This window comes from Streptomyces sp. NPDC107559 (assembly GCF_055657365.1).
On the sequence record NZ_JBVKBD010000001.1, the window covers coordinates 671,609 to 685,487 of the forward strand.

A 13,879-nucleotide genomic window follows, 5' to 3' on the forward strand; every position below is an offset into this window, starting at 1 on the left:
GACTGCGGGCGCGTCTTCCGAAGCGGCTTGCGTGCCGGTGCCGGTGCTGGCACCGGTGACGGCGTCGGCGTCGGCCGACGCCGGTTCGCCTTCCCCGGCCGCTTCCCCGTCCTGCTGACCGGTGTCGGTGTCGGCGTCGGTCTCGGTCTCGGTGTCGGTGCCGGAGTTCTGCCCGGTTCCGGGCTCCGCCGCCTCGCCCGCTGCCTCGGCGGCCGTCGGTTCCGCGTCCTCGGCCGGGTCCGGGTCCGGGGACGTGCTCCGTCGTGCGGGCTCGCTCTCCGCCGTGGCAGGCGCCCCCTCGTCGATGTCCGGGGTCAGGAGCTCGTCCGCGGCAACCACTGCCGCGTCCGGTTCCTGACGGCTGCTCGTGTGCTGGGACAACGGAGGTCCTTCCGTGCGAGGCGCGTGAGGGAGCGGCGGGCCTCGCTGGGGAGGCCGGCCCGCCGTCATCCCGTACGGTCTGTCCGCGGTGCCCGTTCACGAGCCAGGGCAAACACCCGGCAAACGCCTCGTCAACATCCCACAGGAAGGGCCCTACGCACCACCGACCGCGGTGAGCAGGGCGAGCGGGGCCGCCGCCGACCGGGACTCCCGTACACACGCGTGCGGGTAGGGGACCGGCTCCGCGTGGCTCTCGCGGCCGTAGCCCGCGAGCACCTCGGGAAGACGGTGCCCGGTCGCGGTGGCCGCGTCCACCAGGCCGTGGGCGACCGTACGGGCCTCGTCGTGCAGTCCGTAGCGGGCCAGCCCCAGGGTGATCAGCGCGTTGTCGTGCGGCCAGACCGAGCCGCGGTGGTACGACAGCGGGTGGTACGCCGGCTGCCCGGAGGCGAGGGTGCGTACGCCCCAGCCGGAGAAGAAGTCCGGCTCCAGCAGCCGACGGCCGACGGCCTTCCCGTACTCCTTGTCCAGCAGGCCCGACCACAGCAGATGCCCGGCGTCCGAGGCCAGCGCGTCGACCTGACGGCCCTCGCCGTCCAGGGCCAGCGCCGGGAAGGAGTGCTCGCGCATCCAGAAGTCCCGCTGGAAACGGTCGCGCAGATCGGCGGCCGCCTGTTCCAGCAGGGCCGCGTAGACCTCGTCCGCCCAGGCGGTGCGCGCGACCCAGGCCGTGCGGCGCAGGGCGTCGTAGGCGTAGCCCTGGGCCCCGGCCGCCATCACCGTGCCGCGGGCGCGGGTGCCGTCGGCGTGGCAGATGGCCCCGGGGGAGTCCTTCCAGTTCTGGTTGGCCAGACCGCCCTGGTCGGCGCGGTACACGAGGTAGCCGCGGGAGGTCAGTCCGCCGTGGTCCAGCATCCAGCCGACGGCCGCGCGGGCGTGCGACTCCAGGCGCCGGGCCAGGGCGGTGTCCCCGGTGTGCTCGACGTACGCGCCGAGCAGGACGAGGAACAACGGCGTCGCGTCGACCGAACCGTAGTAACGGCCGTACGGGACCTGCCCGAAGTGGGCCAGTTCGCCGTGCCGCAGCTCGTGCACGATCTTGCCGGGCTGCGACACCGACGTCACCGCGGTGTCCGTGGCCTGGGCCGCGGCGAGCGCCGGGAGCGTGGCGGCGGCCAGCTGGGGACGGTAGGGCAGGGCGAACAGCGAGGTCAGCAGGGCGTCGCGGCCGAGCAGGGCCAGGAACCACGGGGCGCCCGCCGCGGGCACCCGCAGCTCCTCGCCGTCCGGGCCGGTCGCCGGCACCTGGAGCGAGGCGAGGTCGGCCAGGCCCCGGGCGCACGCCGCCGCCAGCTCCGGCCAGCCGGTCGGGAAGGCCACGCCCTCCACGAAGTCGCCCTCCAGGGCGAGGAGCTGCTCGGTGAGGGCGGCGGGCGAGCGCGGCACTCGCAGGGCCCGCTTCTCGCCGTGCGGCCTGGCCATCACCCGCAGGGTCAGTTCGGCCGTGCCGTGCGGCTCCAGCTCCAGGGTCCACACCAGCCGCCGGGCGCCGGTGCCGGTCTCCTCGACGCCGTCGGGCACGGGCTCGGCCGTCACCGTCGTACAGGAACGCCATTCCCCGCGCCGGTAGGTGAACTCCACGCCGTCGTCGAGGACCTGCCGGGAGCGGGTCGCGCCGGCCTTGGCGTAGGTGCGGTGGTCGGAGCGCAGTTCGAACTGGTCGGTGAAGTCGGCGTCCGCGGTGATTGCCAGCCGGACGGTGGTGGGCACCGGCCGGTTGCTGGTGACCCGCAGCGTCTCGACGAACGAGCCGTCGCCCACGGCCTGTTCACGGAACAGCGTGTACGCGGGCGTGTCGGCGCGGCCGCCGCGCGGCACCAGGACGCAGCGAGCGGTGTCCCCGTCCGCGACCGGCGACAGCGCCTCCGGCACCGCGCCGTCGACCGTCAGCTGCCAGCGGCTGAGGTGCCGGGCGTCGCGCAGGAACAGCCCGTCGGGGGAGCCGCCGCGTACGCCGCTGATGTCCCCACCGTCGCCCACGACGGCGAACGTGCCGCCGTACACGAGCAGATGAAGCCGGTCCGTCATCCTCGGTCCCCTCCCTTGTCTCTCATGTCGAACGTGCCGTTGCCCGGGACGGACACGCCGTGTCCGAAGGGCTCGTGGAGCAGATCGAGCGTGAGCGCCGCGGTCCAGCTGAAGCCGGTCGCGCCGCACGCCTCGCCGGTGTACGGGTCCACGTACTCCGCGAACCCGGTCGCGTCGGCGGTCTCCAGGGCCGCCGTGCGCAGCGCGTCGGCCCGCGGCTGTTCGCCGTGCAGCCGCAGCCCGCGCTCCAGCAGCCAGGCGGTGTTGAACCAGGCAGGCCCCCGCCAGTAGCGGTGCGGGTCGAAGGCCTCGCCGAGCAGGTCGTAGCTCGGGACCAGCCGGGTGCTGTCGCCCAGTCCGAAACGGGGACCGCCGAGGGTGCGCACGAGCGCGCTGACGATGTCGCGCGGGAGGCCGGGCAGCAGCAGCGGGACCAGGCCGGAGACGCTGCGCTCGGGGATCGGCCGGCCCGCGCGGACGTCCCGGCAGAGGAACATGCCCTCCGCCGGGTCCCACAGCCGCTCCACCAGCGCCGCCGTCAGCCGCTGCGCGCGGGCGCGGCGGGCGGTGCCGGTCGCGCCGAGCTCGTGCGCGATGCGCGCCAGCGCGAACTCGGAGGCGATCAGCAGGGCGTTGAAGGCCGGGTCCTCCACGGCGAAGGCACCCGTCCCGCGGCCGCCCCCGGAATCGGCGGGGGCGCCCGGGTTGTCGTCGTACCCCCGGTCCCGGTAGTTCGTCGCCAGCCGCACGTACCGCCCGTAGTCCAGGTCCGTGGGCCGGTCCTCGGCGGCGCCGTGGTCGAGGTCGGCGCGGCGGAAGGAGCGGGCCGGTGCCGGGGTGATCCGGGCGAGCGGGGCGTCCCAGCAGGGGCTGTTGTCCATGCCCTGCTCCCAGGGGTGGACGACGGACGCCAGCCCGCCCCCGCCCAGGTCCCGGCGGTGCAGGAGATAGCGGTGCCAGGCCGCCAGCCGCGGGTGGAGCCGGGTCAGGAAGCCGCGCGCCCGGGACAGCACCGGGTCGGCGCAGTGCACCAGCCAGGCGGCCAGCGCGTGCACCGGTGGCTGCACGATGCCCGAGGTCTGTACGGTGCGCGGGGCGCCCGCGGTGCGCCCCGCGGTCGAGGAGCGCCAGAAGTCGGGGCTGGGGAAGTACGCGTCGAGCGGCACGGAGGGGTTGAAGACGATGTGCGGGACCCGCCCGTCGTCCCACTGGGCGGCCAGCAGCGTCTCCAGCTCCGTCTGGGCCCGCAGCGGCGAGACGTGCCGCAGGCCGATCGCGATGAACGCCGAGTCCCAGGACCACTGGTGCGGGTACAGGCTGTGCGAGGGCACCGTGGATGTTCCCGTCCAGTTGCCGTCCAGCACCTGCGCGGCTCTGAGGTGCAGCGGTGCGGCCGCGACCGGCGGATCGTATGCAACGGCAAGCCCCGTCGGACGGGGTCGGGCACTGAGCTGGGCGGTGCGATCCACTCGGGGCTCCCCGAAGACGTTGGGCGGACCGGTTCGGCAGTGGCTACCGTAGAGTTACGTCTATTTAACACGCAAAACTCAATATGTAATGCAGGCTTGAGAAACACAAGGGGGTGGGCATGACCGGACGTCCGGGCAGAGCGGGAAGGGTCACCAGGGCGGGGAGCCAGGCGAGCGCCGGCGACCTGCTCGAACTGGTGCGCACGGGCCGGGCCACGACGCGCGGAGCCCTCCAGCAGGTGACCGGGCTCTCCCGGGCCACCGTCGGCCAGCGCCTCGACCGGCTCTTCCGCGCGGGCTGGCTGCGCGAGGGCGCGGGCGGTCCGGTGGACTCCCCGCTGGGCGGCCGCCCCTCCATCACCCTGGAGTTCGACGACGCCCACGCGGTCGTCCTCGCCGGGGACCTCGACACCCGGCACGCGCGCGCCGCCGTCCTCACCCTCACCGGCGAGATACTCGCCGAGCACTCCGGCACGCTGGTCGTCGAGGACGGCCCGGACGCCGTCCTGGGCGAACTGGGCCGGTGGTTCGCCCAGCTGCTGGACAAGGCGGGGCACGCGCCCGGCGAGGTCTGCGGCATCGGTCTCGCGGTGCCGGGCCCGGTCGACACCGAGACCGGCCGGGTGGTCCAGCCGCCGATCATGCCCGGCTGGGACGGGTACGACATACGGGGCCGGCTGTCCCGCGCCCTGACCGAGCACACCGGCGCCACGGGCGTGCCGGTCCTCGTCGACAACGACGCCAACCTCATGGCGTACGGCGAACAGCGCACCGGACACCCGGACTGCTCCGCGTTCATGCTGGTCAAGGTGTCGACCGGCATCGGCGCCGGGATGGTGGTGGACGGCGCGGTCTACCGGGGGATCGACGGCGGCGCCGGCGACATCGGGCACATCCGGGTGGGCGCCGACGCGCTGTGCCGGTGCGGTTCCCGCGGCTGCCTGGCCGCGGTCGCCAGCGGCGGCGCGGTGGCCCGCAGGCTCGTCGAGGCCGGAGTGCCGGCCGCGTCCGGCTCGGACGTGCGCGACCTGCTCGCGGCCGGGCACCCCGAGGCCGCGGCGCTGGCCCGCGAGGCCGGGCGCAGCGTCGGGGACGTGCTGGCGACCGTCGTGACGCTCTTCAACCCCGGTGTGCTGATGATCGCCGGGGATCTGGCCGGAACCCCCTTCCTCACCGGGGTGCGGGAACTGCTGTACCAGCGGGCGCTGCCGCGCTCCACGGCCCGGCTGGACGTGGTGACCTCGGCGCTCGGCGAACGGGCCGGGCTGGTGGGCGCCGCCGCGATGGTCGTGGAGCACCTGTACGCGCCGGAGCGGGTGGAGGAACGGCTGCTGGCGCTCGGTGTGTGAGGCGGACGGTGTGTGGGGCGGACGGTGTGTGGGGCGGATGACGAGGGTGTTTCGTGTCCGGGGACCCGTCCGCATGGTGAAAACCGGTCGTCTGTGAAAGCGTGATTCTCGCCACCCTTGATAAGGGTTGCGCTCACATGAGCGAATCTTGGGCGACTGCACTTCTCCAAGGGGTGGCACTGAGTGCCACCCCTTGATCGTTCATCGATCGAACTCAGACGTGACGAGAGATGCTCACATGAGCGATATGGTCTGCCTATGGCCCATGTTGTGTTCAAGAAATGAAAACATCAGCTGCTTGACGCTTGCCAAGCTTTGACTTTCGATCCGCTGGCGGACGTCGAGTTACAGGCGCATGACGCACAAGTGGACGTACCCAGGCGCCTTCGATCTGGGTATGTTCCTGCCCGTCAGGGCAGCCACCGCGTCCTCGAGGAGTCGAGACCCGTGTCGGAAAACAAAGAACCCCAGGTAGCCGAGGACGCCACCAGCGTTGAGGCCGTGAAGTTCGTCTACGACTTCACCGAGGGCAACAAGGACCTCAAAGACCTCCTCGGCGGCAAGGGTGCCAACCTCGCCGAGATGACCAACCTGGGCCTTCCGGTCCCCCCGGGCTTCACGATCACCACCGAGGCCTGCAAGACCTACCTCGACAGTGGCGAGGAGCCCGCGGCACTGCGTGACGAGGTGAGTGCACACCTCGCAGCGCTCGAAGCGGCCATGGGCAAGAAGCTCGGCCAGGCCGACGACCCGCTCCTGGTGTCGGTCCGCTCCGGGGCGAAGTTCTCCATGCCCGGCATGATGGACACCGTCCTGAACATCGGCCTCTCCGACAAGTCGGTGCAGGGCCTCGTCCAGCAGTCCGGCGACGAGCGGTTCGCCTGGGACTCCTACCGCCGCCTCATCCAGATGTTCGGCAAGACGGTCCTCGGCGTCGACGGGGAGCTCTTCGAGGACGCGCTGGACAAGGCCAAGGAGACCAAGAAGGTCACGGTCGACACCGAGCTGGAGGCCGCGGACCTGAAGAAGCTGGTCACCCGGTTCAAGCGGATCGTCAAGACCGAGGCCGGCCGGGACTTCCCTCAGGACCCGCGCGAGCAGATGGACCTCGCCATCAAGGCGGTCTTCGACTCCTGGAACGGCGACCGCGCCAAGCTCTACCGCCGCCAGGAGCGCATCCCGCACGACCTGGGCACCGCCGTCAACGTCTGCTCGATGGTCTTCGGCAACCTCGGCCCCGACTCCGGCACCGGTGTCGCCTTCACCCGTGACCCCGCCTCCGGCCACCAGGGCGTCTACGGCGACTACCTCCAGAACGCCCAGGGCGAGGACGTCGTCGCCGGTATCCGCAACACGGTCCCGCTCGCCGAGCTGGAGTCGATCGACAAGAAGTCGTACGACCAGCTCATGCAGATCATGGAGACCCTGGAGAACCACTACAAGGATCTCTGCGACATCGAGTTCACCATCGAGCGCGGCCAGCTGTGGATGCTCCAGACCCGCGTCGGCAAGCGCACCGCGGGCGCTGCCTTCCGGATCGCCACCCAGCTGGTCGACCAGGGCCTCATCGACGAGACCGAGGCGCTCCAGCGGGTCACCGGGGCCCAGCTGGCCCAGCTGATGTTCCCGCGCTTCGACGAGAACGCGAAGGCCGCGCAGGTCGGCCGGGGCATCGCCGCCTCCCCGGGCGCGGCGGTCGGCAAGGCGGTCTTCGACTCGTACACCGCCGTCAAGTGGTCCCGCTCGGGCGAGAAGGTCATCCTGGTCCGCCGCGAGACCAACCCCGACGACCTCGACGGCATGATCGCGGCCGAGGGCATCCTCACCTCGCGCGGCGGCAAGACCTCCCACGCGGCCGTGGTCGCCCGCGGCATGGGCAAGACCTGTGTCTGCGGCGCCGAGGAGCTGGAGGTCGACACCAAGCGCCGTCGGATGACGGTCCCCGGCGGGCACGTCGTCGAGGAGGGCGACGTCATCTCCATCGACGGGTCCAGCGGCAAGGTGTACCTCGGCGAGGTGCCCGTCGTCCCCTCCCCGGTCGTGGAGTACTTCGAGGGCCGTATGCACGCGGGCGCCGACGACGCCGACGAGCTGGTCGAGGCCGTGCACCGGATCATGGCGTTCGCCGACCGCAAGCGCCGGCTGCGGGTGCGCGCCAACGCCGACAACGCCGAGGACGCGCTGCGCGCCCGCCGTTTCGGCGCCCAGGGCATCGGCCTGTGCCGCACCGAGCACATGTTCCTCGGCGACCGGCGCGAGCTGGTGGAGCGGCTGATCCTGGCCGACACGGACGCCGAGCGCGAGGAGTCCCTGAAGGAGCTGCTCCCGCTCCAGAAGCAGGACTTCGTCGAGCTGTTCGAGGCGATGGACGGCCTGCCGGTGACGGTCCGTCTCCTGGACCCGCCGCTGCACGAGTTCCTGCCCGACATCACCGAGCTGTCGGTGCGCGTCGCGCTCGCCGAGGCCCGCAAGGACCCGCACGAGAACGAGCTGCGCCTGCTCCAGGCCGTCCACCGGCTGCACGAGCAGAACCCGATGCTGGGCCTGCGCGGGGTGCGTCTCGGCCTGGTCATCCCCGGCCTGTTCACCATGCAGGTACGGGCCATCGCCGAGGCCGCCGCCGAGCGCAGGAACGCCAAGGGCGACCCGCGCGCCGAGATCATGATCCCGCTGGTCGGCACGGTCCAGGAGCTGGAGATCGTCCGCGAGGAGGCCGACCAGGTCATCGCCGAGGTGCAGGCCGCCACCGGCGTCGAGCTGAAGCTGGCCATCGGCACCATGATCGAGCTGCCGCGCGCCGCGCTGACCGCCGGTCAGATCGCCGAGGCGGCGGAGTTCTTCTCCTTCGGCACGAACGACCTCACCCAGACGGTGTGGGGCTTCAGCCGCGACGACGTGGAGGCCTCCTTCTTCACGGCCTACCTGGAGAAGGGCATCTTCGGCGTCAGCCCCTTCGAGACGATCGACAACGACGGCGTCGGCTCCCTGGTCAAGGCCGCGGCCAAGGCGGGCCGCGACACCCGCCCCGACCTCAAGCTCGGCGTCTGCGGCGAGCACGGCGGCGACCCGGAGTCGGTCCACTTCTTCCACGAGGTGGGACTCGACTACGTCTCCTGCTCCCCGTTCCGCATCCCGGTGGCCCGCCTGGAGGCGGGCCGCGCGGCCACCCAGTCGGCGGGCAGCGACCACCGCTGATCCCACCCGGATCCGGGCCCGCCGCTCGTCCCCGACCCTCACCGATGAGCGGCGGACCCGGTGCTCGAAAAGAAGGGGCGACACCCTGTGCGGGGGTGCCGCCCCTTCGGGCATTCTCTGCGGCGACTGTCAAGGTACGCCGCTGACCAGGGGAAACGGTGTTGGCCGACGTTGGCTGCCGTTGAACCCATGCGAGACCGTTGTGCCCTCGTTGTGCCCTCCGGGCGCGGCTGGGTGAGCTGCGACTCCATGGCCCACGGTTCGTCCCGCTCGATCCAGCACACTCGCAGGCTCCGCCATCCACTGAGTCAGGGTGGCTTCACCGGACTTACCGAAGGTCATCCGCTTGCCGCTGCCGACGCGGCGCAACTCAAGCCCGAGCAGGCACCCGAGGGTCTTGACCGCTGGGATCCGCTCTTTCCGGCACGGATGTGGCACGGGCTTCCATCCGCTCCGACGGGTCGCGTCACCGACCCCGCACCCGACAACACTGTCACCCGAATGGCCCAACATGACGTGCCACCCATATGGGTGAAGATCAAGCTGGCTAGTGCCCCAACCGAGGCAATCTGTGAAAGGCGAACCAAATGCGCATTCGACGAATCCTCGCCGCAGTCTTCGCCACGGCAGCCCTCGCCGGACTCGGCCTCACAGGCGCCGCCACCGCCAGCGCCACCGCCGGCAGCGTCACCCTGGCCAGCGTCGCCCCGGCCAGCGTCACCCCGGGTGAGTGCACGGACGGCGGCGGAACGATCGATCGGTCGACGCCCGTGCTCCCGACCTGCAGGGGCGGTATGTACGACGGGCGGACGGTCGACTAAACCCCACTGGGGCCCGTTGTGAAAGTGGATCGGCGCCCCGCAGCCACGCGTTGCGGGGCGCTCCCTCGCGAGCGTTCCCCTTCGGCTGACGGCTCAACGTACCTGGGAGGCGTGACGATCGCACACGGGCCCGATGAGGTCGGAGGGAGCGGCTTTGGGCTGGAGCTGCCAAGGGCCGCGGCCGTGAGGTATGCGCTTGCCGGTCCCGGGTGCCGTGGTCCCGGGTGCCGTGGTCCCGGATGCGGAGGTCGCGGGCCGGACACATGCTGGTCTGGGGTGCTGTCCGTGCCGGCCGTGCGAGGGGCACCCCGTCGGACATGCACGCCAGTGGCGACGTCGAGGCGGGAAAGACGTGGCGGAACCAGAGATCGACTACGCGGCGGTGTTCCGGGCCCTTCCCGGAGCGGTGGCACTGCTGACGCCGCGGCTGATCTACGTGGACGCCAACGACGCGTTCCTGCACACGGTGGGCCGCACCCGCGAGCAGGTCATCGGCAAGTACCTACCCGACGACTTCCGCGACGATCCGGACGCCACTGTCGCGACCCTCACGTCCAGGGTCCAGGCGTCACTGATCCGGGCGGCGGCAACCGGCGAGAGCGACACCATGGCGCTGCGGCACACCGAGGAGAACCCCGAACGGCCCGGAGCACTGAACGACCGGTACTGGACCCAGATCAACATTCCCGTCCTCGGTCCGGACGGGCGGGTGGCCCTGCTGCTGCACCGGGTGGAGGAGGTCACCGAGCTCATCCGCGCCCGCGAAGTCGCGCTGTCCCTGCAGAAGGCCATGCTGCCCGTTCCCCGCCCGGTCGGCCGCCACCACGCGGCCGTGCGCTACCGGCCCGCCGCCGCGGCGCTGAACGTGGCCGGAGACTGGTACGACCTCATCGACCGGCCGGGCGACCGCATCGCCGTCGCCGTCGGCGATGTCGTCGGGCACGGCCTGCCCGCGGCCGGCGTCATGGGACAACTGCGCAGTGCCCTCAGCGCGGCCTGCCTCGTCTCCGCGGGCCCCGCCCGCGCCCTGGAAGTCCTGGGACTGTACGCCCGGACCATCGACGGCGCCGAGAACACCACGGTGGCCACGGCATTCGTCGACTGGGACACCCACACCATCACCTACAGCAGCGCCGGTCACCTCCCGCCGGCCCTCGCCCGGGCGGACGGGAGCGTCGAGTTCCTGGACCGGGCCACCGACCCCCCGCTCGCGGCCCGCCCCCGGCACGCCCCCCGGATCCAGGCTGCCGCGGCCTTCCACGAGGGCGACGTCCTCGTCCTCTACACCGACGGTCTGATCGAACGCCGCCGCGAGGACATCGACGTCGGCCTCGCCCGGCTCGCCGATTCCCTGGCCCGTCACCACACGGACGACTGCGAGAGCCTCGCCGACGCGGTGCTCGGCGACCTGCTCCCGCCCGGCGACGCCACCGACGACACCGCCCTGGTCGTCGTGCGCCTGTGAACCCGGCCGGCCGGCTCCGCGGACGGTCCGTCAGCAGTGGATGCGCAGGCGGACGACGATGACGTCCGGGGCCAGGCCGTCCAGGTAGGCGTTGGCGAGGTCGAGGTAGTCGTCCCGTGTGGAGCGGATCCACGCTCCGTCCAGGGTGAGCAGGTGGTCCATGGGGATCACCCACTCGGGCCGCCGCTTCCGGTACGGGGTCCCGGCGGCCTCGTCCGGGTCGAGCGTCGCGGCCGGCTGTGCGGCGCGGGCGCGCGCGCCGTCGAAGTCGAGCAGGCCGCGCGGGCCCCCGTAACACCGGCCGTGCGTCTCGGGACGTGACGCGTCGTCGGCGTCCAGTGGTGCCCGGACGAGGCGGGGGTCGTCCTCGTGGCCGGCCCAACCCCCCTAGGCCCATGGTCATTCGCAGGCGACGCCGTCTCCGTCGCGGTCGAGGTGGGAGTCGTAGCCGGGGTCGCCTGCGTGCAGCGGGGCCGCTCCGGCGGCTCGGGCCGCGGTGCAGTTGGCGTAGTAGGCGCTTCCGCCGCCGTCACTGCCGCCGTCACCGCCGCTGCTTCCGCCGACGCTGCCGTCGTCGATGCCGGTGTCCGCCGCCGGTTCGGCCGTGACGGTGCGGGTGACCTCGACGGTGGTCGTGGCGGTCACGGTGGTGGCCGGTACGGGGGTCGCGGTCGCCGTCGTGGTGATGGTGACCGCCGGGGCGGCGGCCGCAGGCTTTGCGTCGGTGCCCGTCGCATTCCGGCCGCCGCTGCTGCCGATGCCGACGCCGATGAACAGGGCCAGGCCGAGCGCGGGCAGCAGGTAGCGCTTGCGTGCCCAGCGGGGCGCGGGCGGAGCGGCGTACGGGTTGGTCATGACGGTCCCCCAAGGTGTGCCGGATGCGTGCATGACCGTAATGCCGGGTTCCAGCTCGTGGTGGCGGAATGGCGTTTTCGTGACGGACGGGGTTGCCGGGCCGCAGGGCGTGGCATGGCAAGGGTGAATTCATTGATAAATGTCACAGGTCGGGAAATCTGCACAAAGCGGACATAGTGCTATTTGTTGGTCCGTTTGGTCTTGTTCGTCCCTGTAGCGTCGCCTTCGTTCCCCGCATTTCGCGCAGCCGTCGCCGACTCCGTGCGCGCTGCCGCCGCGACCGCAACACCGAGCAGGACGGAACCTCCATGCCCGCATCGCGCATACCCCGCCTCGCCCAGCGGGGACTGGCCGCGGCCATGACCGCCGGGACGGCCCTCGCCGCATTCGCCACCGCCGCCCCGGCGCAGGCGAGCACGGGCGGCGCGTCCGTCGGCGGCTCGCCCGTGACATGCACCTCGCAGCGGCCGGGGCTCGCGGACCGGCTGTCGCAGGACCTCGCCGCCGCGCTCCGTGGACGCCAGGGCTCCACCGCGCTCGCCCTGTACGACCGCACCACCGGGACCTCGTGCACCTTCCGGGCCCACGCGGCCTTCGACTCGGCGAGCGTGGTCAAGGTCACGGTGCTCGGGGCCCTGCTGCGGCAGACGGCGGACGAGCACCGCGCCCTGACGTCCCGCGAGGTGGAACTGACCACCGCAATGATCACCAAGTCGGACAACGACGCGACCAACGCCCTGTGGCACCAGATCGGGACGGCCGGCGTCCAGCGCTTCCTGACCCTGGCCGGCATGCGGGACACCGTGCCCGCGCCGAACGGCCACTGGGGGCGTACCCAGATCACGGCCGCCGACCAGCTGACCCTGCTCCGGCTGCTCACCTCGGACAACGCGGTCCTCGGCCCCAGCGCCCGCGCCTACGCGCTGCGCCTGATGAACCAGGTGATTCCCGAGCAGCGCTGGGGAGCCCCGGCCGGGGCTCCCGCGACGGCGACGGTGCACGTCAAGAACGGCTGGCTGCCGGACGCCACCGACGGCTGGCGGGTGAACAGCGTCGGCGCCTTCACCGGCGGCGGCCACGACTACGCGATGGCCGTGCTCTCGGACGGCAGCCGGACGATGGCCGACGGCGTCGCCACCCTCGAAGCCGCCGCCCGGGCCGTCAACCGGGACCTGAACGCGCCCGCCGCCGCCTGACCCGGCCCGGCCCACCCTGCCGAGCCGCTCTCCGCGGGCGGCCCTAGGGTGGAGGTCCAGGTAGACCTGCGGAGGGAAGACGTCATGTCCGGCTGGAGCGCGCACGACATACCCGGCCTGGGCGGCCGTACCGCGGTCGTCACCGGAGCCAACAGCGGGCTCGGGTACGTCACCGCGCGCGAGCTGGCCCGCCACGGCGCCCGGGTGGTCGTGGCCTGCCGGAGCGAGCCGCGGGGACGGGCCGCGGTGGACCGGATCGGCGCCGAAGTGCCGGGCGCCGAGGTGGAGTTCGCCCGGCTGGACCTCGGCGACCTGGCGTCCGTACGGGAGTTCGCGACCCGCTTCCCGTACGAGCGGCTCGATCTGCTGGTGAACAACGCCGGGGTGATGGCGCTTCCGTACGGGACGACGGCCGACGGGTTCGAGACCCAGTTCGGGGTCAACCACCTCGGGCACTTCGCCCTCACGGGGCTGTTGCTGCCCGCGCTGCTCGCCACCCCCGGCGCCCGGGTCGTGACCGTCTCCAGCATGATGCACGCGCTCGCGAACATCGACATCGACGACCTCAACAGCGAGCACGGATACCGGCGTTGGATCGTCTACGCCCGCTCCAAGACCGCCAACCTGCTGTTCACCCACGAACTGGCGCGCAGGCTCGCGGCGGCCGGCTCGGACACGGTCGCCGCGGCGGCCCACCCCGGGTACGCGGCCACCAACCTCCAGACCGCCGGTCCGCGCGCGGAGGGCCGCCGGGGCGCCGAGCGGCTGATGGAGCTGGGCAACCGCATCATCGCCCAGCCGGCCGAGGCGGGCGCGCTGCCCAGCCTGTACGCCGCCACCGCCCCCGGCGTGCGCCCCGACTCCTTCACCGGCCCGTCCTTCGCGATGTGGCGCGGGGCGCCCGCACCGTCGCGACGGGCCTCCTGGACCCGCGACGACCGGGTGAGCGAGCGCCTGTGGGCCGCGTCCGAGGAGCTCACGGGGGTGACGTACGAGGGGCTCAAGCCCTGACGGCCACCGAGCGGCCCCGGCTCCGACCGCCGAGAGGCTCAAGCCCTGA

Annotated in this window: 10 protein-coding genes; 6 read left to right on the forward strand and 4 right to left on the reverse strand. The window is 72.4% G+C overall.

All coding sequences use genetic code 11. The features are described 5' to 3' along the window. Window positions 1-534 precede the first annotated feature (534 nt). Both ACZ7OY_RS02780 and ACZ7OY_RS02785 read right to left on the reverse strand, forming a co-directional pair. The gene (locus tag ACZ7OY_RS02780; RefSeq protein ID WP_471909698.1) at window positions 535-2,469 is read right to left on the reverse strand and encodes an amylo-alpha-1,6-glucosidase; all 1,935 of its coding nucleotides are present in this window, start codon (window positions 2,467-2,469) and stop codon (window positions 535-537) included. After that, window positions 2,466-3,938: an MGH1-like glycoside hydrolase domain-containing protein gene (locus ACZ7OY_RS02785; RefSeq protein WP_471909699.1), complete on the reverse strand. Its 1,473-nt coding sequence runs from the start codon at window positions 3,936-3,938 to the stop codon at window positions 2,466-2,468. The genes ACZ7OY_RS02780 and ACZ7OY_RS02785 overlap by 4 nt, the downstream gene beginning before the upstream one ends. A 119-nt stretch (window positions 3,939-4,057) precedes the next feature. Here ACZ7OY_RS02785 and ACZ7OY_RS02790 point away from each other — a divergent pair, with 119 nt between their 5' ends. The 4 genes from ACZ7OY_RS02790 to ACZ7OY_RS02805 all read left to right on the forward strand — a co-directional run bounded on the left by ACZ7OY_RS02790 (window position 4,058) and on the right by ACZ7OY_RS02805 (window position 10,768). Continuing rightward, entirely contained in the window at window positions 4,058-5,287 is a 1,230-nt protein-coding gene (locus tag ACZ7OY_RS02790; protein ID WP_471909700.1) for an ROK family protein, read from the forward strand. 447 nt (window positions 5,288-5,734) lie between these two features. Beyond that, entirely contained in the window at window positions 5,735-8,482 is a 2,748-nt protein-coding gene (gene ppdK / locus ACZ7OY_RS02795; RefSeq protein WP_471909701.1) for a pyruvate, phosphate dikinase, read from the forward strand. A gap of 587 nt (window positions 8,483-9,069) precedes the next feature. Next, window positions 9,070-9,303: a hypothetical protein gene (locus tag ACZ7OY_RS02800; RefSeq protein WP_471909702.1), complete on the forward strand. Its 234-nt coding sequence runs from the start codon at window positions 9,070-9,072 to the stop codon at window positions 9,301-9,303. Window positions 9,304-9,655: 352 nt separating this feature from the next. After that, entirely contained in the window at window positions 9,656-10,768 is a 1,113-nt protein-coding gene (locus ACZ7OY_RS02805; protein ID WP_471909703.1) for a PP2C family protein-serine/threonine phosphatase, read from the forward strand. Between the two features lie 30 nt (window positions 10,769-10,798). Here ACZ7OY_RS02805 and ACZ7OY_RS02810 read toward each other — a convergent pair whose 3' ends face one another. Then, window positions 10,799-10,930, reverse strand: coding sequence for a hypothetical protein (locus tag ACZ7OY_RS02810; RefSeq protein ID WP_471909704.1), 132 nt, complete (start codon window positions 10,928-10,930; stop codon window positions 10,799-10,801). Window positions 10,931-11,167: 237 nt separating this feature from the next. Continuing rightward, window positions 11,168-11,623: an excalibur calcium-binding domain-containing protein gene (locus ACZ7OY_RS02815; RefSeq protein ID WP_471909705.1), complete on the reverse strand. Its 456-nt coding sequence runs from the start codon at window positions 11,621-11,623 to the stop codon at window positions 11,168-11,170. Window positions 11,624-11,931: 308 nt separating this feature from the next. Here ACZ7OY_RS02815 and ACZ7OY_RS02820 point away from each other — a divergent pair, with 308 nt between their 5' ends. Together ACZ7OY_RS02820 and ACZ7OY_RS02825 are read left to right on the forward strand one after the other, a co-directional pair. Continuing rightward, complete coding sequence (locus ACZ7OY_RS02820; protein ID WP_471909706.1) at window positions 11,932-12,819, forward strand: serine hydrolase; 888 nt, start codon at window positions 11,932-11,934, stop codon at window positions 12,817-12,819. Between the two features lie 84 nt (window positions 12,820-12,903). Further along, the gene (locus ACZ7OY_RS02825; RefSeq protein ID WP_471909707.1) at window positions 12,904-13,830 is read left to right on the forward strand and encodes an oxidoreductase; all 927 of its coding nucleotides are present in this window, start codon (window positions 12,904-12,906) and stop codon (window positions 13,828-13,830) included. Window positions 13,831-13,879: the final 49 nt, after the last annotated feature.